Source organism: Salinispora pacifica CNR114 (genome assembly GCF_000514775.1).
In the GTDB taxonomy this organism is placed as follows: domain Bacteria; phylum Actinomycetota; class Actinomycetes; order Mycobacteriales; family Micromonosporaceae; genus Micromonospora; species Micromonospora pacifica.
In genome coordinates, this window is sequence record NZ_AZWO01000023.1 from 66854 (window position 1) to 88305 (window position 21452).

The 21452-nt window shown below is 69.9% G+C and carries 20 protein-coding genes and 1 tRNA gene; 15 read left to right on the top strand and 6 right to left on the bottom strand.

From position 1 onward, the window contains the following. Nucleotides 1-51: 51 nt before the first annotated feature. Nucleotides 52-2790, bottom strand: coding sequence for a pyruvate dehydrogenase (acetyl-transferring), homodimeric type (aceE, locus tag B118_RS0115900; RefSeq protein ID WP_018223104.1), 2739 nt, complete (start codon nucleotides 2788-2790; stop codon nucleotides 52-54). A gap of 189 nt (nucleotides 2791-2979) precedes the next feature. Between aceE and B118_RS0115905 the strand changes: the two genes are divergently transcribed. From B118_RS0115905 to B118_RS0115925, 5 genes are all read left to right on the top strand, one after another. Then, on the top strand, nucleotides 2980-3384 hold the full coding sequence (locus tag B118_RS0115905) for a YjbQ family protein (protein WP_018812740.1): 405 nt from the start codon (nucleotides 2980-2982) through the stop codon (nucleotides 3382-3384). A gap of 128 nt (nucleotides 3385-3512) precedes the next feature. Further along, the gene (locus B118_RS0115910; protein WP_018223106.1) at nucleotides 3513-3995 is read left to right on the top strand and encodes a MarR family winged helix-turn-helix transcriptional regulator; all 483 of its coding nucleotides are present in this window, start codon (nucleotides 3513-3515) and stop codon (nucleotides 3993-3995) included. 277 nt (nucleotides 3996-4272) lie between these two features. Next, nucleotides 4273-4710 (top strand): DUF3052 domain-containing protein, encoded by a 438-nt coding sequence (locus tag B118_RS0115915; RefSeq protein WP_018216517.1) that lies wholly within the window; start codon nucleotides 4273-4275, stop codon nucleotides 4708-4710. Between the two features lie 74 nt (nucleotides 4711-4784). Then, complete coding sequence (locus tag B118_RS0115920) at nucleotides 4785-5252, top strand: peroxiredoxin (protein ID WP_026270965.1); 468 nt, start codon at nucleotides 4785-4787, stop codon at nucleotides 5250-5252. A 78-nt stretch (nucleotides 5253-5330) separates the two neighbouring features. Then, nucleotides 5331-5402 (top strand) — tRNA-Val (locus tag B118_RS0115925). A gap of 318 nt (nucleotides 5403-5720) precedes the next feature. On the opposite strand, the gene B118_RS0115930 is transcribed toward B118_RS0115925, so the two are convergent. Together B118_RS0115930 and B118_RS0115935 are read right to left on the bottom strand one after the other, a co-directional pair. After that, a complete protein-coding gene (locus B118_RS0115930; protein WP_018813065.1) occupies nucleotides 5721-6359 on the bottom strand; it encodes a TMEM175 family protein in 639 nt (212 codons plus the stop codon). Nucleotides 6360-6601: 242 nt separating this feature from the next. Then, nucleotides 6602-7534 (bottom strand): polysaccharide deacetylase family protein, encoded by a 933-nt coding sequence (locus B118_RS0115935; protein WP_028193016.1) that lies wholly within the window; start codon nucleotides 7532-7534, stop codon nucleotides 6602-6604. A gap of 335 nt (nucleotides 7535-7869) precedes the next feature. Between B118_RS0115935 and B118_RS0115940 the strand changes: the two genes are divergently transcribed. The 4 genes from B118_RS0115940 to B118_RS0115955 all read left to right on the top strand — a co-directional run bounded on the left by B118_RS0115940 (nucleotide 7870) and on the right by B118_RS0115955 (nucleotide 11855). Further along, a complete protein-coding gene (locus B118_RS0115940) occupies nucleotides 7870-8352 on the top strand; it encodes a hypothetical protein (RefSeq protein ID WP_018813067.1) in 483 nt (160 codons plus the stop codon). Nucleotides 8353-8429: 77 nt separating this feature from the next. Then, nucleotides 8430-9728, top strand: coding sequence for an MFS transporter (locus B118_RS0115945; RefSeq protein ID WP_028193017.1), 1299 nt, complete (start codon nucleotides 8430-8432; stop codon nucleotides 9726-9728). A gap of 51 nt (nucleotides 9729-9779) precedes the next feature. Further along, entirely contained in the window at nucleotides 9780-10577 is a 798-nt protein-coding gene (locus B118_RS0115950) for an alpha/beta fold hydrolase (RefSeq protein ID WP_027648869.1), read from the top strand. 129 nt (nucleotides 10578-10706) lie between these two features. Continuing rightward, nucleotides 10707-11855 carry a polysaccharide pyruvyl transferase family protein gene (locus B118_RS0115955; RefSeq protein WP_028193018.1) on the top strand — a complete coding sequence of 383 codons (1149 nt, stop codon included), beginning with the start codon at nucleotides 10707-10709 and terminating at the stop codon, nucleotides 11853-11855. Nucleotides 11856-11860: 5 nt separating this feature from the next. Here the strand turns inward: B118_RS0115955 and B118_RS0115960 are convergent, their stop codons facing one another. Further along, complete coding sequence (locus B118_RS0115960) at nucleotides 11861-12067, bottom strand: hypothetical protein (protein WP_018216512.1); 207 nt, start codon at nucleotides 12065-12067, stop codon at nucleotides 11861-11863. Nucleotides 12068-12220: 153 nt separating this feature from the next. Here B118_RS0115960 and B118_RS0115965 point away from each other — a divergent pair, with 153 nt between their 5' ends. After that, a complete protein-coding gene (locus B118_RS0115965; protein ID WP_028193019.1) occupies nucleotides 12221-15502 on the top strand; it encodes an SNF2-related protein in 3282 nt (1093 codons plus the stop codon). Then, the gene (locus tag B118_RS0115970; protein WP_027648871.1) at nucleotides 15499-16440 is read left to right on the top strand and encodes an SWIM zinc finger family protein; all 942 of its coding nucleotides are present in this window, start codon (nucleotides 15499-15501) and stop codon (nucleotides 16438-16440) included. The genes B118_RS0115965 and B118_RS0115970 overlap by 4 nt, the downstream gene beginning before the upstream one ends. A 26-nt stretch (nucleotides 16441-16466) precedes the next feature. Here the strand turns inward: B118_RS0115970 and B118_RS0115975 are convergent, their stop codons facing one another. Beyond that, nucleotides 16467-16724 (bottom strand): DUF3040 domain-containing protein, encoded by a 258-nt coding sequence (locus B118_RS0115975; RefSeq protein WP_018216509.1) that lies wholly within the window; start codon nucleotides 16722-16724, stop codon nucleotides 16467-16469. A gap of 337 nt (nucleotides 16725-17061) precedes the next feature. Next, nucleotides 17062-17745, bottom strand: a complete 684-nt coding sequence (locus B118_RS0115980; protein ID WP_026185773.1) for a bifunctional DNA primase/polymerase — start codon at nucleotides 17743-17745, stop codon at nucleotides 17062-17064. A 229-nt stretch (nucleotides 17746-17974) separates the two neighbouring features. On the opposite strand from B118_RS0115980, the gene B118_RS0115985 reads away from it, so the two are divergent. From B118_RS0115985 to B118_RS0116000, 4 genes are read left to right on the top strand one after another with little or no spacing between them, the layout of a single operon-like run. Continuing rightward, nucleotides 17975-19198, top strand: coding sequence for a helix-turn-helix domain-containing protein (locus tag B118_RS0115985; RefSeq protein WP_018223117.1), 1224 nt, complete (start codon nucleotides 17975-17977; stop codon nucleotides 19196-19198). Further along, nucleotides 19195-19791 (top strand): flavoprotein, encoded by a 597-nt coding sequence (locus tag B118_RS0115990; protein ID WP_028193020.1) that lies wholly within the window; start codon nucleotides 19195-19197, stop codon nucleotides 19789-19791. Before B118_RS0115985 ends, B118_RS0115990 begins: the two co-directional genes overlap by 4 nt. 60 nt (nucleotides 19792-19851) lie before the next feature. After that, nucleotides 19852-20724, top strand: coding sequence for a Nif3-like dinuclear metal center hexameric protein (locus tag B118_RS0115995; protein ID WP_043541424.1), 873 nt, complete (start codon nucleotides 19852-19854; stop codon nucleotides 20722-20724). Continuing rightward, nucleotides 20714-21451 carry a zinc ribbon domain-containing protein gene (locus B118_RS0116000; protein ID WP_028185186.1) on the top strand — a complete coding sequence of 246 codons (738 nt, stop codon included), beginning with the start codon at nucleotides 20714-20716 and terminating at the stop codon, nucleotides 21449-21451. The genes B118_RS0115995 and B118_RS0116000 overlap by 11 nt, the downstream gene beginning before the upstream one ends. Nucleotide 21452: the final 1 nt, after the last annotated feature.

A 21452-nucleotide genomic window follows, 5' to 3' on the forward strand; every position in this document is an offset into this window, starting at 1 on the left:
GACGCCGGTCCGGCGTGGAACACTCCACACCGGACCGGCCGTGACCGTCGGTCAGCTGTCGCCGCCGGTCTCACCGACCGGGGCGGCGCCAATGTCGTCGATGGCGTACTTCTTGGCCGCCTCGGCGGGAACCCCCGCCGGGACCGCGCCGCGGAGCGCGAGCTGCCGCAGCGTGGCGACCACGATCGACTCGGCGTCCACGTGGAAGTACCGACGCAGCGCGTGCCGGGTGTCGGACTTACCGAATCCGCAGGTGCCGAGCGAGGTGTAGTCGCCGGGTATCCAGCGGGCAATCAGATCCGGTACCGCGCGCATCCAGTCGCTGACCGCGACCTTCGGTCCGTCGGCATCGGCGAGCTTGGCCGTCACGTACGGGACCTGCTGCTGCTCGGTCGGGTTGAGTAGGTTGTGCTCCTCCGCCTGGACAGCGTCGCGGCGTAGCTCGGTCCAGGAGGTCACGGACCAGACGCTGGCGGCCACCCCCCAGTCCCGGGCGAGCAGGTCCTGCGCCTTGAGCGCCCACTGCATGCCGGTGCCGGAGGCGAGCAGCTGTGCCGACGGGCCGTCCACCTGGGGCGCCGGCGCGTACCGGTAGATGCCCTTCAGGATGCCCTCGGCGTCGACCTCCGCCGGCTCCACCGGTTGCACGATCGGTTCGTTGTAGACCGTCAGGTAGTAGAAGACGTTCTCCTGCGCCTCCCCGTACATGCGGTGCAGGCCGTTCTCCACGATGTGCGCGATCTCGAAGGCGAACGCCGGGTCGTAGGCGACCACCGCCGGGTTGGTGGCGGCGATCAACAGCGAGTGACCATCCTCGTGCTGGAGGCCCTCGCCGTTGAGCGTGGTCCGGCCGGCGGTCGCGCCGAGCAGGAAGCCGCGGGACATCTGGTCGGCCGCCGCCCAGAGCCCGTCCGCGGTCCGCTGGAACCCGAACATCGAGTAGAAGATGTACATCGGGATCATCGGCTCGTTGTGCGTGGCGTACGCGGAGCCGGCCGCGGTGAAGGAGGCGACCGAGCCAACCTCGTTGATGCCCTCGTGCAGGATCTGCCCGCTGGTCGCCTCCTTGTACGACAGGAACAGCTCCCGGTCAACCGAGGTGTAGCGCTGGCCGTGCGGCGAGTAGATCTTCCGCGTCGGGAAGAGTGAGTCCATCCCGAAGGTGCGGGCCTCGTCCGGGATGATCGGTACCCAGCGTCGGCCGAACTCCTTGTCCTTCATCAGGTCCTTGAGCAGCCGGACGAAGGCCATCGTGGTGGCCACCTTCTGCTTGCCGGAACCACGCTTCACGTCGGCGAAGCTCTTTGGGCCGGGGATGGCGAGCCGCTTCGTGCCGGACCGTCGGGAGGGCAGGTAGCCGCCGAGCTGCCGGCGCCGCTCGTGCAGGTACTCGATCTCGTCGGACTTCGCCTCCGGCCGGTAGTACGGCGGCAGGTAGGGGTTCTCCTCCAGCGCCTTGTCCGGGATGTCCAGGTAGAGCCGGTCGCGGAAGGTCTTCAGGTCCTCCAGCGTCAGCTTCTTCATCTGGTGGGTGGCGTTACGCCCCTCGAAGTGCGAGCCGAGCGTCCAACCCTTGATGGTCTTGGCCAGAATCACCGTCGGCTGCCCGGTGTGCTCCACCGCGGCCTTGTACGCCGCGTAGAGCTTCCGGTAGTCGTGGCCGCCCCGCTTCAGGTTCCAGATCTCGTCGTCGCTGAGGTGCTCGACCATCTTGCGGGTCCGCGGGTCACGGCCGAAGAAGTGCTCCCGGATGTACGCCCCGGACTCCGCCTTGTAGGTCTGGTAGTCACCGTCCGGCGTGGTGTTCATCAGGTTGACCAGCGCGCCGTCGGTGTCCCGGGCGAGCAGTGGGTCCCACTCGCGGCCCCAGACGACCTTGATGACGTTCCAGCCGGCGCCCCGGAAGAACGCCTCCAGCTCCTGCATGACCTTGCCGTTGCCGCGGACCGGCCCGTCCAGGCGTTGCAGGTTGCAGTTGATGACGAAGGTGAGGTTGTCCAGCTCCTCCCGGGCGGCGGTCCCAATCGCGCCCAGCGTCTCCGGCTCGTCCATCTCGCCGTCGCCGAGGAACGCCCACACGTTCTGGTCAGAGGTGTCCTTGATGCCGCGGTGGTGCAGGTAGCGGTTGAACCGGGCCTGGTAGATGGCGTTGGCGCCGCCGAGGCCCATCGAGACGGTGGGGAACTCCCAGAAGTCCGGCATCAGCCGGGGGTGCGGGTACGACGGCAGCCCGCCGCCGGGGTGCGACAGCTCCTGGCGGAACCCGTCGAGTTGGTGCTCGCTGAGCCGTCCCTCGAGGAACGCCCGCGCGTACATGCCGGGGGAGGCGTGCCCCTGGTAGAAGAGGTGGTCGCCGCCCCCCGGGTGGTCCTTGCCCCGGAAGAAGTGGTTGAAGCCGACCTCGTAGAGCGAGGCCGAGCTGGCGAACGTCGAGATGTGCCCCCCGACCCCGATCTCCGGCCGCTGGGCCCGGTGCACCAACACCGCCGCATTCCATCGGATGTAGGCCCGGATGCGCCGCTCGACGTGTTCGTCACCGGGGAACCAGGGCTCCTGCTCCGGAGCGATGGTGTTGAGGTAATCCGTGGTCGTCAGGGATGGCACCCCGACCTGACGCTCGCGGGCTCGTTCCAGCAGGCGCAGCATGACGTAGCGGGCGCGCTTCGTCCCGCGCTCGTCGATGACACCGTCGAGCGACTCGACCCATTCGCCGGTCTCGTCGGGGTCGATATCCGGAAGCTGGCTCGGCAGACCGGCACTGATCACCGGGCGCTTGCGTTCCGTGGCCACAGGCGTTCCCTCGGTTGGATTTTGGTCAGGTTATAGCGCCATCCTGCCTTCTCGAGGCGCTCCCCGTCACTTCACCCGCAGGAGACGCGATGCTCGACACAGGTACTCATTGGTAACTTATTTGGGGCAGCCGGACGGTGTCTCGGTGTCACGGGTCGGCCAGGGCAGGCCGCGGGGCAGAATTCAGACATGCGTACCGAAGTGATCACCGTGCAGACGGGCTCCCGCCTCACCGTCCGGAACATCACCGATGAGGCGGACCGGTTCGTCGCCGGACAGGGGGACGGCCTGCTGCACGTCTTCGTGCCCCACACCACCGCCGGGCTCGCGCTCATCGAATTCGGCACCGGGTCCGACGACGACCTACGTCGGGTGCTCAACGACCTCCTGCCCGCCGACGACCGGTGGCGACACCGGCACGGGACCCCCGGCCACGGGCGGGACCATCTGCTGCCCGCCTTCCTGTCGCCGTACGCGACGCTGCCGGTGTGTGCCGGGCGGCTCATGCTCGGTACCTGGCAGTCGCTGTGCCTGGTGGACCCGAACGGGGACAACCCGACCCGCCACGTCCGCTTCTCGTTTCTGCCCGGCTGACCGGCCCCGACGAACCGGCTGACCGGCCCGACGGACCGCACCCTCCTCGGGCGGTGCGGTTCCGACACCGGTGCCCGTCGTTTCGGGAACTGGCCACCTCAGCTGGTGCGGCGGGTAGGGTGCCGGACATGGCGCATCGCACCATCCAGCGGGCCGACTCCCCCGCGGGCAACCGGTCCGAGTTGGCCGGGGACGCCATCCGTCGGATCATGCAGATCGCCTCGACCATCCGGCAGGACCAGGAAACCGACATCACCCGGCTGGGGCTCACCCCCGCCGTGGCCCGCGCCCTGTACGAACTCGACCCGGACCGGCCGCTGCCGGCTCGCGAACTCGCCGAGCAGCTGCGCTGCGACCGGTCCAACGTGACCGCCCTGGTAGACCGGTTGGAGCAGGCGGGCCTGGTCGAGCGGCGGATCGACCCCGCCGATCGGCGGCAGAAGGCACTCGTGGTGACCACAGCCGGGCGGTTGGTGCGGGTGCGGGTCCACCAAGCGATGTCCGAGTCCCGGCTCCTCGCCGGTCTCAGCGATGAGGAGATCAGCGCCCTGCGCCTGCTGGTGACCAAAATATCCGAGTACGGCTGCCCGGAAGCTGGCGCGGCGGAGTAGACCGGGCGCCCCTGTCGTCGCGGAGAGGCATCGTGGCCATGGTCGATGCCAGGTACGTCGGAGTGTCGCGGCAGTTGACTCGTTCGTACCATAACGCCCGGCAGCCCGTCAGGTTCTGGTCACCGACGATGCCATCACCCAGGGTGCCCGCACACTCCTGGCAGGGTAAATTCCGTTCCACCCGGTGTGCCACTTGCGCGCCGAGCCGCAACTGTGTGGACTTGGCTCACGGCGTCAACCGACGCCGTGAGCTGGATGAAAGAGGAGGCACGCGACAGTGAGCGCGACCGCTGGTCAGGCCGCCGACGGGGTACGCAGCCTGGCGGACCGGTTCGGAATCGAGCCGGGGATGGTCGTCATGGAGATGGGGTACGACGACGACGTCGACCAAGATCTCCGAGACGCACTGACCGACCGCTGTGGGGAACTGGTTGACGAAGACACCGACGAGGTGGTCGACGCGGTACTGGTGTGGTACCGGGACGGCGACGGTGACCTTTTCGAGCTGCTCGTCGATGCGCTCGGCCCGCTGGCGGACAGCGGAATCGTGTGGCTACTGACGCCGAAGGCCGGACGTGAGGGGCACGTGGAGCCCAGCGAGATCGCCGAGTCCGCGCCCACCGCCGGTCTGCAGCAGACCTCCACGATCAACGCCGGCCGGGACTGGAGTGGCGCCCGGTTGGTGCTGCGCCGTGGGTCGAAGAGCAAGAAGTAACTGACTCCGCACCGCTCAGCGCCCGCCGTATGGCAGGCTTTCGTGACGTTGACCCGACCCGCAAGGAGTTCCGTATGCCCATCGAGGTTGGCGCGCAGGCGCCGGACTTCGTGCTCAAGGACCAGAACAACCAGGAGGTTCGGCTCGCCGACTTCCGTGACAAGCGCAACGTGCTCCTGGTCTTCTACCCACTCGCCTTCACCGGTATCTGCCAGGGTGAACTGTGCGAGGTACGGGACAACCTGAACCAGTACGTCAACGAAGACGTTCAGGTGCTCACCGTCAGCGTTGACTCGGTGTACGCCCACAAGATCTGGGCGGACCAGGAGGGCTACCAGTTCCCGCTGCTCGCCGACTTCTGGCCGCACGGCGCGGTCGCCAAGGCCTACGGGGTCTTCAACGACATCGGGGGCGTCGCCAACCGGGGCACTTTCGTCATCGACAAGGCGGGTGTGGTCCGCTTCGCCGAGATGAACACGCCGGGTGAGGCCCGGGACCAACAGGGCTGGCGTAAGGCGCTGGCTGAGATTGCGGCCGCCTGACACCTGGTCGACCGTCGGGGCGGGGCTGGTGGCGGCAGGGTAAGCTTGCCAGCCTCCGGCCCGTCTCACCGGCGCCCGGGGCGCGTAGCTCAGTGGGAGAGCACTCGCCTTACAAGCGAGGGGTCGCAGGTTCGAAACCTGCCGCGCCCACCCCGTACCACCAGCACCGACAACGGCCCGGAGGTCACCTCCCCGGGGTTGCTCCACGGCCCATCCTCGCGCAGTGCGTGAGCTCTCGGGTCGCGGACCTTGAAGCGGGCGATTGACCGGACGGTGGTGCGCTGGGTGGCTACGAACGCCACGAACGAGTCCGGGTCGATCTGGGTGTGGTGTGGGCGTGCTGTCGAGCTGCCTTCATGGACGGGGCGGCGTTGACAAACGCGTCGGGCCATCCATGGTCTGCGCCGGCGTCGGGTCTCCGGAGCAGCACACGTAGTCGAGGTCCGGCACGGCCAGGTCGGCCCCGGGCTAGCCACACTCGTCTTCCGCCCGTCCGGCAGGCGGGAGGTCGCCCGGGCCGCGGATCAGGTAGATCGCCACCAGCAGTAGGTAGGCCAGCAGACTGAGGATCGGATTGATGAAGACGATGGCAAAGGCGATCAGGTAGAGCAGCGGGCGGATGAGGTATCGGCGGGAGACCGACGCCGCCAGGTGGGGATCGAGATCCGGGTTGAGCAGTCCCCGCCAGCGTGCCCACCACCAGGCCAGGTTGAAGAACAGCGCTTCGCCGAGCACGGCGCCGACGTAGATCGCGGCCGACAACCGCTGGTCCACATCGCTACCGCGAAGGTGGTCCGAGAGCTGGTTGGCCGTGAACGGGATGGCCGCCACGAACATCAGCATCAGCAGGTTCAGCACCAACAGCATCTGGTCAACCCGGATTACGTATCGCCAACTGTTGTGGTGCGCCAGCCAGATCTGGCCGACGACGGCGAAGGTGATGACGTAGGCGAGGAAGGCCCGCCACTCCTGTTGGAGCCGCGACACCAGGTCGGTGTCGGCCGCTCCCGACGGGTTGAACTGGAGCAGCTCCACCGCCATCAGAGTCAGCGCGACGGCGATCACGGCGTCGCTGAAGGCCTCCACCCGGTCGGTGTCCCGGGACATCTCGCTGTCCCGCCGATACCGGTGTCTCGGCCCTCCGCCCGTCTGCGTCACGCCACCCCCCCGCTGGATCCGCACACTGATCGTCACCCGGCCGGGGCGGAGTGCGTGGCGAAACCGCCCTCAGTCGACCGGAGTGGACGAGCTTTGCGGATTGGCTGAGCGCGGGGTGCCAGCCGATGGTGTCACGCGCGTGCGATGGCGAGTGCCGTCGTGGCAGCGGCGACTTGGCTGGTGCGGACGGTTCACCAACGGGGAGGTTGCTCCGGAGAAGTAGCAGCAGGGATCACTTCGTCGAGCCTTCGGAAACGTAGGCCGCGTGCTTTGAGAACCGGAAGTGCACGTTCGACGCCGGCGGCTGTCTCCGACCCAGGACGGTTGAAGTGCGCCAGCAGGATTCCACCGGGGCGGAGCCGCAGGAACTGCTGGTAGACCTGGTTGGCGCTTGCGGTGGCACCGGAGTCGCCGTTGACGCTGAACATCACGATCCATTCGCCCATCGCTCGGGACACCTGCGTGGCCACATTGTCGGCGTGGGCTGTTCCAGGACGGAAGAACTTTGGCTGGAGGTCGTAGTTGGTGGCCATCCACGTGTGCATGCCGGCGATTTCGTCGTACACCTCGCCAACGTTTTTCGTGCCGGCGATTCCGTACGCGGAGCGACCGGAGACCGACAATGGGCGATGTTTGGTGCCGTGGTTGCCGATCTCGAACAGGGGGTCAGCCACCAGGCTTTCGAATTCCTGTCGATGAGTAGTTGCCCAGCGCTGGTTGACAAACAGCGTCGCCGGTATGCGCTGCGCCCGCAGCGTATTGATCAGCCGTTCGTCGTAACCGCTGCTGTCGCTGCAAGCATCGAACGTCAGGCAGACGGAGTTGCGGGTCAGTGAGGTGTCGGTCGGAAATGTCGACCAGGAACTGTCCGGGTGTAATCCCCAGTAGCGTGGTGTCCGGGCACCGTACTGGCTGATGATCTCTTCTCGGGACGGTAGCGTGCCGGTGCCGGCACCGGTGCCGGTAGCCGTCGGTGGCGGTGGCGCGGGGGTGACGCTGACCTCGGCGGGCTCTATCCAGGCGGGATCGATTCCGTGGGCGCTACGGTCAGTCCACCGAGGGGTAACTTTCGTCCCAATGAGGGCGGTTAGCCCGCCAAGCGTTCCGACGCCAGCCAGCGTCATCAGTTTTCTGCGACTGACTAATTGTGTTGGTCGTTTCCGACCGTCAGTCGCCTCCGGCCTGCCTGTCATTTACGGATCATACCCATCAACATGAGACAGGTTCGAGTTTTGCCGAGGCGCGAGGGCTCTTGCGCGGCCCGGACGGCGCCTCGACTGGTTTTGGTGGACGCGCGTTATGTCGGGTGGCAGCGGTCGAACGGGTGACTTCAGGGTGGTCTGATCGAAGAGCGTGGATCGCTTGACGGTGCTTCGGTGGGGGTCGATGACCGACGGCTGAGACCTACGAGTGCCAACGTGGAAGGGCGATGACTTCCACGTCAACGTAGTGTTGACAGGTGACCTCAGCGATCGCACAGTTGGCCGACGTCAGGAACGCGCGAGTCCACCTCGATGAGCGGGAGTTGGAGCTCATCGACCGCGCCCGCCATGCGGGTGCCACCTGGGCCGAGATAGCCGCAGCGTTGGGTTTGGGTAGCCGGCAGGCCGCGGAGCAGCGCCGCCAACGCCTCGCAGCGGCTCGACGATCCCGGCGGCAAGCGCTCGATCGTCGCTACTCCGCTCGGATCGCCGCCCTGCGGGCGGCCGTGGCTGACCTTCAGCGGTGGATCGACGCGGATCGGGGCTGGGATGCCCGGTTTCCGGCGGCGTCGCTGGTGCGCGGGACGGCAGCGCACGCGTCGGACTCAGCGCCGGGGGCGTTGTACGCCCTGGCCCGGCATCTCGTTGCTGACCTGGCGGAGGTGGAGGCTGGCCGGCTGCCGCTACCGGTCCAAGCGGTCGTCCGGAGAATCGAGATCGCAATGTCAACAAAAGCTTGACGTCCTCGGACAGTCTTGCGTGGACTCCGCTCAAGGATTGAGGATGTGCGGCACCGAACCTCAACCTTGGGGGGTCAATGCAGCGCAACATTGGGCTTCTTGTAGCTGTTTCTGGGCTGGCGGGCCTGGTCAGTGGAATCCTGTCCCTGATACCCGGAATCTGGATCCTCGATCTCACCGATTCCAGTAGCCTCGCCGCGCTCACGCAACTCTGTCTGTACGCCCCGGTGTTGGGTGCTCCCTGGCTGGGTGGCCTGCTTGACCGAACGCCCCGGCGGCCACTGCTCATCGGAGTGAATATCTCCTTGGCATTGGCCCTTTCCTGCCTGTTCGCCGTACAGGGGCCGCGTCAAATCTGGCTCGTGTTCGCCGTTCTTTTCGCTTTCGGTATCAGCCGCATATTAGTTGATGCGGGCGAGACAGCGCTCCTGCCAGCTGTTCTTTCCGCCGGGCAGCTCGGGAGCGTAAACGGTTGGCGGTCCAGCGCCAAGGAAGGCATGAAGCTCGTGGCTCCGTTAACTGGCATCGGTCTCTACACCTGGCAGGGCGGTCGCGCCGTGGGCGCGCTCGCGGTCGTACCAGCTTTGGTCGCCGGCCTCTATGCCGGCCTGCGGCTGGCTTCGGCGCCGCTCGAACGAGCACGCGATCGGCAGCGCGGCCCCCGCGCTGGGCTTGCCGTCCTACTCGGGCGAACCGGGATTCGGGTCCCGGTTTGCCTCGCATCCGTCTCGATCACGATGTCGGGCTTTACGACAGCCGGCTACTACGCGGTGGTCACCACCGAGCTGAATCTGCCGGCGACGTTTCTGGGGGTCCTCGCCGGTGTTCAGGGACTGGGATCCATCCTCGGTGGACTGATTGTGGGGCGATTCATCACCCGGTGGGGGGCGACCGCGGTCGGCGCAGCCGGTACGGCCTTATTCGCCGTTGGCTGCCTCGGTCGTTGTCTGCCCTGGTTGCCGGCGATGTTCGGGGCCTCCGGGGCGGTGGGAGTCGGCTTGCCCTGGACGCTGGTCGCAGCGGTGACCGCGACGCAGCGGCACATTCCGGCGGGGCAGCTCGGGCGAGCTGCCGGGCTGGTCAACATGGCGATGTTCGGGCCTGTCGCGCTCGCGATCCCACTCGGGGCCGGTGCTGTTCGGCTGGGCAGCACAGTCCCACTCTTCGCTGCGGCAGGGGTCTGTTCCGCCGCTGCCGCCATCGCGTTCCATCGCCCCCGCTCGCGGCCGGTGCGCCGAGCAGCCCCGGGCGACCCGGCGCCCACCAGCGGTTCCGTCACCAGAGCCACCCGAACGTCGGCAGGTAGTCGGAACGCGTTGTCCGGTTCCGCGACAGACCTGGAACAGTCAGCACCGACGGCGACATCCGGGCAATAGGATCGCCGGTATGCACGGTGCTGCGGTCCACCGGAGGCCGGGTGGGGAGCCGTGAGCTACGCCGATGTCAACGGGCTTCGAATGTGGTACGAGTGGCACGGCACCGGGCGCCCGCTGGTGTTGCTGCACGGCGGCTTCGGGTCGACTGAGCTGTTCGCCCCGCTCCTGCCCGCCCTGACGGAGCGGCGCAGCGTGCTCGCGGTGGATCTTCAGGGGCATGGCCGCACCGCCGACGTGGATCGTCCGCTCCGGTACGAGTCACTGGCCGACGATGTGGCCGCGTTGATCACGAAGCTCGGTTTGGCTGAGGTTGACGTGCTCGGCTACTCGCTGGGCGGCGGGGTGGGGTTGCGTACCGCGATCCAGCATCCGGACCTGGTCGGCCGGCTGGTGGTGGTCTCCGCGCCCTGCCGCCAGCAGGGCTGGTATCGGGCGACCCGCGCCGAGATGGCCCAGCAGGACGAGGCGGTTGGGGAGCGGATGCGGGGCACTCCAGCGCACCAGCGCTACCTCCGGATCGCGCCCCAGCCAGCCCAGTGGCCCCGGCTGTGGGCGAAGTCGGGGGAGCTGCTGCGGCGCGAGTACGACTGGTCGGCGGAGGTGGCCGCCCTCGTCCTGCCCACGCTGCTGGTCTTCGCCGACGCGGACTCGGTGACCACCGCGCACATGGTGGAGTTCTTCGGGCTGCTCGGCGGTGGGCACCGGGACGCCGGCTGGGACGGCACCGGTCGGTCGGCCGCCCGGTTGGCGGTGCTGCCCGGCCTCACCCACTACGACATCCTCTCGTCCCCGGCCCTGCCGGCGGCGGTGCTGCCCTTCCTCACCCACCCCACCGGTCCCCCCGGCTGACGCCGGTCCCGGCCCGGCGACGGTTCACCCGCCGGCCCCACCGCCGTCAGGCTCCACCCGTCGCCCGGGGCAGGACTGTTCCCCGGCGTACCGGGAATCCGCGTGGACGCACCCCGGGAGGAGCGACGGATGACAGCTGGCACCGGCCTGACCATCGGTGTGCTCGGCTCGTACGGCGGTCGTAACCTCGGTGACGAGGCGATCCTCACCGGTCTCCTGGCTGACCTGCGAAAGCAGGAGCCGAACGCCCGGATCATTGTCTTCTCCCGCAACCCCGATCACACCCGGGCCGCTCACCCAACGGTGGAGGCGGTGCCGTGGGAGGGGGTGAGCCGCACCGACTCGTCCCCGCTGCTCGCTCAGCTCGATCTGCTCATCCTCGGGGGCGGCGGCATCCTCTACGACCAGGAGGCCCGCCGCTACCTGCGGGTTGTCCGGGTCGCCCAGGAGCGCGGCCTGCCGCTGCTCACCTACGCGGTGGGGGTCGGCCCGCTCAGCGAGATGGTGGACACCGGGATGGTCCGCGAGACGCTGGCCGGAGCGACCCAGGTCACGGTGCGGGACCAGGAGTCCCGGATGCTCCTGGAGGAGGCTGGGCTGCTCAACCCGATCACGGTCACCGCGGATCCGGCGTTTCTCCTGGAGCCCGAGGACTTTCCCGTGCACCTGCTTCGGGAGGAGGGAGTGCCGGCGGGTCGGCGCCTGGTCGGGATGAGTGTGCGGGAACCGGGGCGGGCCGCCGAGCGGCTTGATGTCGACGGCTACCACCGGCTCTTGGCCCAGATCGGTGACTTCTTGGTGCACCGGATCGATGCCGATGTCCTCTTCGTTCCGATGGAGCGGGACGACATCCGGCACTCCCACGGCGTGCTGTCACACATGGTCGCCGCCGAACGGGGGCGCATCCTGCACGGCAGCTACTCACCCCAGCAGGTGCTCGGCCTGATGCGCCACTTCGACCTGGCGGTCGGCATGCGGCTGCACTTTCTGATCTTCGCCGCGATGGTGAACACCCCGTTTCTTCCCCTGCCGTACGCCGGCAAGGTCTTCGACCTGGCCCAGCGCCTCGGCGTCCCCGCCCTGCGTGGGGTGGAGCGGGAGGTCGAGGGCCCGCTGCTGGCCGAGGTTGACCGACTGTGGGACGAGCGGGAACAGCGCGCCGAGGCCACCGCCCGGCGGGTCGCCGAGGTGTGTGAGGAGGCCCGGGGCACCTCGAAGGTGACCCGGGTGGTGTTGGAGAGTCTCCGGACCCAGTCGATGGTCTCCGTGGACGGGTGAGCCGGTCAGACCGCCGGACCCCGCCAGCAGTAGCGCCACCTCCTGGCGTCTCCCCCCACCGTCTCCAGCTCGTAGATCTCGGCGTCGGCGAGTCCGCCGTCGCCGAGGTGGTGGTGGGTCAGCGGTGGGCGACCGTTCGGGTCCAGTTCGACGGTGACGGTCTGCCCGTCGGACGAACCACCGGCCAGCGGAATCTCCACGGTTGGCGCCATGCGCCCATCCTGCCCCGACCGGCGTGCCGGCGGAGCGGAAGCGTCGGCCCCGGAAAACAGGTACGGGCCAGGATCGGGTCTGCTAGAGCGGTGCCGAGCCACGCCGCCGCCCCGCCTATCCTGGGCCGGGGTGCCAATGAGGGGGGGGATCGCGTGCTGGTTGTCCACGGGTTGTGGCGCCTGGGCAGCGGGCTCGCCATCTGGGCCGAGGACAGCACGTCGCCGCCCCGGGCACCTCGGCGGGCCGGGCGGGCGCCCCGCGAGCGACCACACCCGTTCGCCGCCGGTCACCCCGTGCTCGCCGCAGCCCTGGCCGAGGTCGCCGAGCCGACCGCGCCCGGCGCGGCGCTGCTCACCCTGCCCACCCGAGCTGGTTCGCCGCTGGACTCGCCGGAGCTGGTCCGCTCCGCGCCGGTCGAGCCGCTCCGCGGGCCGGTCACGCTGGCCGGGTGGCGGGTGCCGGCCCTGGTGTACGCCCCGGACACCGCCCTGTCGCTGCTGTCGCGGATCACCGCGGCCAGCGCGCTACCGGACGCCGTACCCGGCGCCAGCCTGCGTCACCTCGCGGAGCTGGCGGCCTTCGCCGTGGACCTCGCCGCCCGCGGTCGGGTCCTGCCCGGCATCCAGCCGGAGCCCGGGCATGACCCGCGACCGGCGCCGCGGACCCGGCGGCAGCGTACGGGTGCCACCCGTGCCGGTCGAGCCGCCCCGGCCCGGGTGACGCCGACATCCCAGGAGCGCGCCAGCGCCACCGCGTGGGCGGTGTGGCGGCCGCTGCTCACCGGCGCGGACGCCGGCTGGGCCCTCGCCCTCGCCCTCGCCCTGCCGCCCGCGGCCCGCGCCGCCGTCGAGGTCGATCTGGATCCGCTCGCCGTGACCGGCGCACCGCAGACGCCGGTGACCGGCGGAGCGGAAGCGCCGGCCAAGGGTGGTGTGCCGTCGCGGGCTCGGGGGGCGAGGCGACCGACGGCGGCCGTCGGGGAACCCGGGGAACTGGTGGCCGAGGCGCTCGACGCGCTCACCGACGCGGCCGTGCGGGCCGCCCTCGCGGAGACCTCCCTCACCCGGGGAGCTCGTCCGCGGGGTGCGGTCACGGCGTGGCTGGCGGCGCTCACCGGCCCGCGTCGTGACTTTGCCGCCGATGCGGTGGAGCTCGACACCCTGCGCGGTGAGTTGGACGCCTGGCAGCGCGATGCGGTGGGAGGCTCGGTCCGGGCCAGCTTCCGGCTGGTGGAGCCGCCGACGGACGGGTTCGTCGAGGCGGCGGCCGGTGGGCCGGTCGCGGCCGAGGGGCCGTGGCGGGTCGAGTTCGGCCTGCAGCCCGCTGACCAGCCCGGCCTGCACGTTGCCGCCGCGCGGATCTGGCATGAGTCGGTGCCCCTGCCCGGTCCGGCCGCTCCGCAGGAAGCCCTGCTGGCCGAGTTGGGGCGGGCCAGCCGGCTCTGGCCGGAGCTGAACTCGGCCCTGCGCACCGCCACCCCGGAGGCGCTGGAGCTGGACGCCGAGGGCGCGCACCGCTTTCTCCGCGACGGCGCGCCGGTGCTGCACGCGGCCGGGTTCGCGGTGCTGTTGCCCTCGTGGTGGCGGCGTCCCTCGTCCCGGCTCGGCGCCCGACTACAGGCCCAGAGTCGCACCGCTCCGGGCACCGTGGCCGGGGCGGGCGGTGGGGTGGGGCTGGATGCCCTGGTTGACTACCGCTGGGAGGTGTCCCTCGGTGACCAGCCGCTGACCGCCGAGGAGTTGGAATCGCTGGCCGCGCTGAAATCCCCGTTGGTCCAGCTGCACGGGCGCTGGGTGGAGCTGGACCCGAAGCGCCTCGCCGCCGGCCTGCGGCTGCTCCGTTCCACCGGCGAGCTGACCGTCGGCGACCTGCTGCGGCAGGGCCTCGCCGACCCCGCCGGCGACGCGCTGCCGGTGCTTGAGGTGGCGGCCGACGGCGCGTTGGGTGACCTGCTCGCCGGAGCCGTGGAGCGGCAGCTCACCCCGGTGGACCCGGCCCCGTCGTTCCGCGGCGTGCTCCGCCCCTACCAGCGGCGGGGGCTGGCCTGGCTGGTCTTCCTCCAGTCCCTCGGTCTGGGCGGGGTGCTCGCCGACGACATGGGTCTCGGTAAGACGGTGCAGCTACTCGCGTTGCTCGCCGGTGATCCCCCGGGCGCCGGCCCGACTCTGTTGGTCGCTCCGATGTCGCTGGTCGGTAACTGGCAGCGGGAGGCGGCGACCTTCACCCCGGGCTTACGGGTCCATGTGCACCACGGCACCGAGCGGGCCCGGGGGGCGGCGCTCACCGCGGCGGTGGCGGGGGCGGATTTGGTCCTCACCACGTACACGGTGGCTGCCCGCGATGCGGGGGAGTTGGCGGGGGTCGACTGGCATCGGGTGGTGGTGGACGAGGCGCAGGCCATCAAGAACGCCTCCACCCGGCAAGCCGAGGCGGTTCGCGCGTTGCCCGCCCGGCATCGGATCGCGGTCACCGGCACCCCGGTGGAGAATCGGCTCGCCGACCTCTGGTCGATCATGCAGTTCGCCAATCCCGGCCTGCTCGGCCCGGCCGCCGAGTTCAAGAAGCGGTACGCCGAACCGATCGAGCGGCACGGCGACGCGGAGGCGGCCGAGCGGCTGCGCCGGATCACCGGCCCGTTCGTGCTGCGTCGACTCAAGACCGACTCCTCGATCATCTCCGACCTGCCGGAGAAGCTGGAGATGGAGGTGGTGTGCAGTCTGACCGCGGAGCAGGCGGGCCTCTACCGCGCGGTGGTGGACGACATGCTGGCCCGGATCGAGTCCAGCGAGGGGATCGAGCGGCGAGGGCTGGTGCTGGCCGCCATGACCCGGCTCAAGCAGGTCTGTAACCATCCGGCGCACCTGCTGCGGGACAGTTCGGTGCTGACCGGCCGCTCCGGCAAGCTCGCCCGGCTGGAGGAGATCCTCGACGAGGTGCTCGCCGCCGGGGAGAAGGCCCTGCTGTTCACCCAGTACGCCGAGTTCGGCGGGATGCTGCGCGGCCACCTGTCGGCGCGGTTCGGACAGGAGACGTTGTTCCTGCACGGCGGCGTCGGTAAGGCCGACCGGGACGCGATGGTGACCCGATTCCAGGCCCCGGACGGCCCCGCGCTCTTCGTGCTCTCGCTCAAGGCCGGTGGCACCGGTCTCACCCTGACCGCGGCCAACCACGTCGTGCACGTTGACCGTTGGTGGAATCCGGCGGTGGAGGATCAGGCCACGGACCGGGCGTTCCGCATCGGGCAGCGGCGACGCGTTCAGGTCCGTAAGTTCGTCTGCGCCGGCACCGTGGAGGAGAAGGTCGCCGCCCTCATCGCCGACAAGCGCCGGCTCGCCTCGACCGTGGTGGGCGCCGGTGAGCAGTGGGTGACCGAGCTGTCCACGGCGCAGCTGCGGGAGCTGTTCCAGTTGGAGGCCGGGGCGGTGGCCGAATGAGCCCGCGGGCCGCTGGCAGCGACAAGCCGGGCCGCCGGGCCGACCGGTTCGCCGACTACGGTCCACCGCGCCGGGTCACTGGTGGGTTGCGAGCCCGCAGTACCCGTGGCGCGATCGGCGCCTCCTGGTGGTCCCGCCGGTTCCTGGAGGTACTGGAGTCCTTTGCGCTGGGCACCCGTCTCACCCGTGGTCGCTCGTACGCCCGGGCGGGGCAGGTGCTGCGGCTGGAGGTGACGCCGGGCGAGGTGACGGCCACGGTGCAGGGCTCGCGATCTCGGCCGTACGAGGTGCGGATCACACTGGCGCCCTTCTCGGCGACGCTCTGGTCCCGGGTGGAGGAGGAGTTGGCCGCGCAGGCCTTCTTCAGCGCGCGGCTACTCGCCGGTGATCTTCCCGCTGAGCTGGAGGAGCTATTTGTCGCGGCGGGCGCCCCGCTGTTCCCCGCCGGCCTGGGCGAGCTGGGCCAGTGGTGCAGCTGCCCCGACGGCGCGGTGCCGTGCAAACATCTCGCCGCGACCTTCTACCTTCTGGCCGAGGCGTTCGACGCCGACCCGTTCGCGCTGCTGCACTGGCGCGGCCGTGGTCGAGACGAGTTGCTGGACCGGCTGCGGGTGCGCCGGGGTGGTGCCGCCGCCGTAGCCGAACGATCCGATTCGGACGAACTGTCATCGGCGCCGGTGACCGGTGCGGCGCGGTCGGTGCCGGTGAGTGGTGCGGCGCGGTCGGTGGCGGGCCTGCCGGCGGCGTCGCTGGCCGACGCCGTCGATCGGTTCTGGTCCGCGCCGGTTCCGCTCCCCGACCGACCGCCGACCTTGGCGACGGGGACTGAGCTGCTGTTGCGGCAGCTCGGTGCGCCCGCCCCAGCCATCGGTGGCCCCGGGCTGGTGGAGCGACTACGCCGGGCTTATCGGCGGCTCGGCGAGCAGGGCAGCGGCTGACCGTCCGTGGCGGAAGGCCGGGTGATTCATAGCCAGCGGCGCCGGAAGCGCCACATGACCACGGCGTTGGCTACCAGGACCACCGCGCAGACCGCACCAGCCGTCGGGCCGGCAAGCACAGTTGTCGCCGGGAGCGCCGCCCAGAGCACGATGGTCAACAGCATCAACCACCGGCCGCGGTGGCCTTTCGCCCGATGGTCCAGCCGGGCGAAGAATGCCGGGTCGCTCTCCCGGAGGTTGCGGGTGATCTGCTCGAACCTGCGCTGATCCTCTTTGCTGAGCATGTGCCATCCCCTCACGTGTTCAGCGGCTCGCGGGGCATACCCGCTGCGGTAGCGGCTCACGCTCCTGCTGCTGACACTTTCCGACGTACGGGCGGCATGCCCTGGGCTGGCGCCTCGGGGGCTGGCTCGGGGCCGGCAGCCAGCTAGCTGGGGCTTTTGGCCCGGCTCGATGTCCTCAGGGGCGGCGCAATGCCCTTAGTGGCGGCTTAGAGCGCTAGGGTCGGTATACCCACTAAAGGTAGATTTCAACCTATTAGATACCGTATATGCGGAGGCGGGATGGGCAGTGCGACCGGTCCAGATGGCAGTGCGACTGGTCCGTCGGTGGCCCTGCCGGTCAGAATCCCTGCCGAGGAAGCGGCAGGTGGCCGGGGACCAGCTGCTCCACTGCCAGTGGCACTCCGCTCGCCCGTAACCCCGAGATCAGGCTGTTCTGCACCAGGTACGAGTCGGGGAGCTGCCAGCGGGCCTGCTCCGGGGCGACCACCCAGCGCACCGCCCCTTCGGGTAGCCGCGTCGGCGGGGCGGGGATCCACGATCCCGGGCCGTGCCGCACCACGTGGAAGCAGTGTTCAAGTTCGGGTCGAAGCGGGTCGCCGGGCCGGACCAGGAACATCCACCGGCCGGTGGGGGTGGACAGCACCGGCCCGCGTACTCCCGGGCCAGCCGGATGGTTCTGGACCGCGAGGAGCACGTCTCGTCCGATGTGGGCCGGCACCTCCAGGACATCGAAGGCCCGTCCGGTGGGTAGCAGCACGCCGTGCGGGCGGGTGCGCCACCACGTCGCGATCCGGGCCGGGTCGGCACTGGCGGAGTACTCCCAATCCACCAGCGCGGGATGACAGCCGACGGTGGGGCAGCCCGCCCGCCCGCAGACGAAGCGGCTGCGGGCCAGGCACGCGCCGGGGGTCACCTCCCAGCCGTGCAGCGCGTAGCGTACGGCGACGCGGCGCAGCCGTACCCGCTCCAAGGGCGACAGCTGAGCGACCCGTGGTCCGATATTCCCCCACATATGTGCCATCTCCCCTCGCCGGATCTGGTGGTGCCGGTGGTATCTGTCGAGCACCGTCACTGCCTCGACCCGCGATCGTTGAGTTGACGAACGGCTGATGCAACTTGCATGAACGCTAGGAGCGTCAACTGATCAGCTGACGTACATGCTGTGCGATCGGAAAAACCTAAACAAAGCGCCGTGCCCGCGACAAACCTGGCTAATCGGCTGGAATGGACGCGTAGGAAAGGGATGGGACATGGACGAGCTACCCATCGGGCGTCGGGTGGCCTACTGGCGGGGGCGACGCAAGATGTCCCAGCAGGTCTTCGCCGACCGGCTGGGTAAGTCGAAGAGCTGGGTGGACAAGGTCGAACGTGGGGTACGTCGGCTGGACAAGTTCTCCGTCATCTATGAGATCGCCGACACCCTCCGGGTTGACGTGCAGCTACTGCTCGGCAAGGACCCGGAACGGCGTTCTGACGCGCTGAACTGCATCGACCAGACCGAGGTGCAGGAGATTCGGGCAGCGCTGGAGCGGTACGACGCGATGAGCGCCTACTTCGACGCGGCGCCGTACCCGCCGCCCCTGCCCGACATGCGCAAGGCCGTCAGCCACGCCTGGCTGACCTATCAGTACGGTCGATACGGGATGCTGACCCGCTCGCTCCCCAAACTGCTGCGGGACGCCCAGGCGGCCGACGCCGGCTTCGGTGGCGACGACAACCGCGAGGCGGCACACCTGCTCGGGCAGGTCTACCAGATCGCCTCGTCGGTCCTGCGCAAGCTGGGGGAGTGCGATCTGGCATGGCTCGCCGCCGATCGGGCGATGGCGGTCGCCCAGCGGGCCGACGATCCACTGTTGGCCGGTATCGCCACCACCCGGGTCGGTAACGCCCTGGTGGCGATGGGGCGCCCCTTCCCAGCTCTGGAGGTGAACGTCGCAATCGCGAACCGGTTGGCCCCGGGCGGTAACAACGACGCCACCCCGGGTCGGCTGTCGGTCTACGGCATGCTGTTGCTCCAGGGCGCGATGGCCGCCTCCCGGATCGGTGACACCGCCACAGTGGATGACCTGTTGGGTGGCGCCGACGAGGCGGCGACCCTGCTCGGCGGCGACCAGAACCACTACTGGACCTCTTTCGGTCCCACCAACGTCAAGCTGCACCGCGCCGCGGCCGCCGTGGAACTCGGCGACGGCGGCCGGGCGGTCGAGGTCCACCAGCGGATCGGGCCGGAGTTCAATGCCCTGCTACCCGAGCGCCGCGCCCACCACCTGCTCGACATCGCCCGGGGCTACGCACAGGTTGGTGATGTGGTGAACGCCGGCGAGATGCTGCTGCAGGGCGACCGGCTCGCTCCGTCCGAGATCCGTTGTCGACCGATCGCCCACGAGGTGATGTCCGACATCCTGCGTCGCACCCGGGGCACCCCGTCCGTCTCGATCGCGGAGTTGGCTGAACACATGGGAGTCGGAATATGAGTCTGGATGCGTCGCTGGCCACGTCGCGGTCGCCAAGCGCTGCGCGCCGGGTGCTCTACGTGCTCGCCTGTGGTTCGCCGCTCGCCCGCCGCGTTGGCCGGCTCGTCGACCTGGCCCAGCAGGCCGGGTGGGAGGTTTGTGTCGTCACCACCCTCGACGGGGCTAAGTTCACTGACCGGCCGGCGCTGGTCCGGCAGACCGGCTACCCAGTCCGTAGCCACTACAAGAACCCGGGCGATCCGGATGTCCTGCCGCCGGCGGACGCGATGGTCGTCTGCCCGGCCACGGTGAACACGATCACCAAATGGGCGGCGGGGATAGCCGACACCCTTCCCCTCGGCCTGCTCGTGGAGGCGCAGGGCCGCGGGGTGCCGCTGGTCGCGGTCCCGTTCACCAATGCGGCGATGGCCGCCCACCCAGCTTTCCAGGCGGCCCTCGGCCGGCTCTCCGAATGGGGCGTCACCGTGCTCTTCGGCGACCATGTCGTCCCGCTACATCCGCCCGGGTCCGGTGAGCGTCACCTGCCCACCTTCCCCTGGGAGGCGGTGGTGGCCGCATTGCCAGAACCAACCGTGGCGACCACGGTCGCCTGACCGGCAGCCCCGGGTGGCGACGCATTCCGTCCCCGTGCTCGCCGGGTAAGCTGGCCCGCCGTGAGGACACCCGAATTCCCGCCGACCGTCGCCGACGTGGTGACCGAGTTGGAGCGGCGCTACCCACCGGCGTGGGCGCAGGAGTGGGACCGCGTCGGTTTGGTCCTCGGCGACCCGGACGCGCCGGTCCGCCGGGTGCTCTGTGTGGTGGACGTGGTGCCGGAGACGGTCGCCGAGGCGATCGACGCCCGGGCCGACCTGATCGTGGCGCATCATCCGCTGCTCCTACGGGGGGTATCGTCGGTCGCCCCGACCACCTACAAGGGGCGGATCGTTCACCAGCTGATCAAGGCCGATGTCGCGCTGTACGTGGCGCACACCAACGCGGACATCGCCGAACCGGGCGTTTCCGACGCACTGGCCGCCCGATTCGGGTTGACCGGGCTCCGGCCGCTGGCGCCCCCCGCCGTCGGCGCACCCGCACACGGGGCCGGCCGGGGGATCGGTCGCATCGGCGAGCTACCCGAGCCGATGACCCTCGCCGAGCTGACCCGGCACGCCGCCGCCGTGCTCCCGGCCACCACCTGGGGCGTACGCGCCGCCGGGGACCCGTACCGCACGGTGCGTACGCTCGCCGTCAGCGGCGGATCGGGCGACAGCTTCCTCACTGCCGCGACAGGCGCCGGGGTAGACGCGTACCTCACCGCTGACCTGCGGCACCACCCCACCAGCGAGCACCTGGCCACCGGCGGGCCGGCGCTGCTCGACGCCGCGCACTGGGCGACCGAACGCCCGTGGCTGGACGACCTGGCCGCCGTCCTGCGGGAGACGACGGGCGTCGATACGCTCGTGTCCGACCTGGAGACTGACCCGTGGACCGTACACGCCGCCCTGCCCGCGGCGGACAACAAGGAGCCCGACTGTGAAGGCTGAACCGTTAGTCCAGCGCCGCCTGCTCGACCTGGCCGGGATCGACACCACCCTCGCCCAACTCGCCCACCGCCGCCGGACGCTGCCCGAGCGGGCCGAGTTGGACGCCCTCGCCCGGGAGCTCTCCGCGCTGGAGGACGAGCGCGCCCGCGCCCAGGTGGCCATCGATGACCTGGACCGGGACATCGACCGGCTGGAACAGGACGTTGACCAGGTGCGAGCCCGCAAGCGCAAGGACGAGGACCGCCTCGCCGCCGGCGTGGGCCCGGCCCGGGAGTTGGAGGCGCTCCAACACGAGTTGGCCTCCCTCAACCGCCGCCAGGGCGACCTCGAGGACGCCGAACTGGAGCTGATGGAGCAGCGGGAGACCGCGCAGGGCGTCCTGACCGGGGTCGAGAAGCGGATCACCGAGGCCCGGGAGAAGCGGGACGCCGTCGAGCAGCGCCGCGATGACAGCCTGAACGAGATCACCAAGGAGGAGGAGTTCAAACGCGGCGCCCGCCAGCCCCTCGCCGCCGACCTTCCCGGCGAACTGGTCGCGCTCTACGACCGGATTCGGGCGGAGAGCGGACTCGGCGCAGCCCTGCTCACCGGCGGCCGGTGCGGCGGATGCCGGCTTGAGCTCTCCGGCGCGGACCGGGCCCGAATCCGCGCGGCGGATCCGGACGACGTGGTGCGCTGTGAGGAGTGCCGCCGGATCATGATCCGTACCAACGAGTCCGGGCTGTAGT

What these genes read in the sequence shown, in the direction of transcription:
- B118_RS0115905 (WP_018812740.1), top strand. Translation starts at nt 2,980, where the DNA reads ATGCGTACCGAAGTGATCACCGTGCAGACGGGCTCCCGCCTCACCGTC.
- B118_RS0115910 (WP_018223106.1), top strand. Translation starts at nt 3,513, where the DNA reads ATGGCGCATCGCACCATCCAGCGGGCCGACTCCCCCGCGGGCAACCGG.
- B118_RS0115920 (WP_026270965.1), top strand. Translation starts at nt 4,785, where the DNA reads ATGCCCATCGAGGTTGGCGCGCAGGCGCCGGACTTCGTGCTCAAGGAC.
- B118_RS0115930 (WP_018813065.1), bottom strand. Translation starts at nt 6,359, where the DNA reads ATGTCCCGGGACACCGACCGGGTGGAGGCCTTCAGCGACGCCGTGATC.
- B118_RS0115935 (WP_028193016.1), bottom strand. Translation starts at nt 7,534, where the DNA reads ATGACGCTGGCTGGCGTCGGAACGCTTGGCGGGCTAACCGCCCTCATT.
- B118_RS0115945 (WP_028193017.1), top strand. Translation starts at nt 8,430, where the DNA reads ATGCAGCGCAACATTGGGCTTCTTGTAGCTGTTTCTGGGCTGGCGGGC.
- B118_RS0115955 (WP_028193018.1), top strand. Translation starts at nt 10,707, where the DNA reads ATGACAGCTGGCACCGGCCTGACCATCGGTGTGCTCGGCTCGTACGGC.
- B118_RS0115960 (WP_018216512.1), bottom strand. Translation starts at nt 12,067, where the DNA reads ATGGCGCCAACCGTGGAGATTCCGCTGGCCGGTGGTTCGTCCGACGGG.
- B118_RS0115970 (WP_027648871.1), top strand. Translation starts at nt 15,499, where the DNA reads ATGAGCCCGCGGGCCGCTGGCAGCGACAAGCCGGGCCGCCGGGCCGAC.
- B118_RS0115975 (WP_018216509.1), bottom strand. Translation starts at nt 16,724, where the DNA reads ATGCTCAGCAAAGAGGATCAGCGCAGGTTCGAGCAGATCACCCGCAAC.
- B118_RS0115980 (WP_026185773.1), bottom strand. Translation starts at nt 17,745, where the DNA reads ATGGCACATATGTGGGGGAATATCGGACCACGGGTCGCTCAGCTGTCG.
- B118_RS0115985 (WP_018223117.1), top strand. Translation starts at nt 17,975, where the DNA reads ATGGACGAGCTACCCATCGGGCGTCGGGTGGCCTACTGGCGGGGGCGA.
- B118_RS0115990 (WP_028193020.1), top strand. Translation starts at nt 19,195, where the DNA reads ATGAGTCTGGATGCGTCGCTGGCCACGTCGCGGTCGCCAAGCGCTGCG.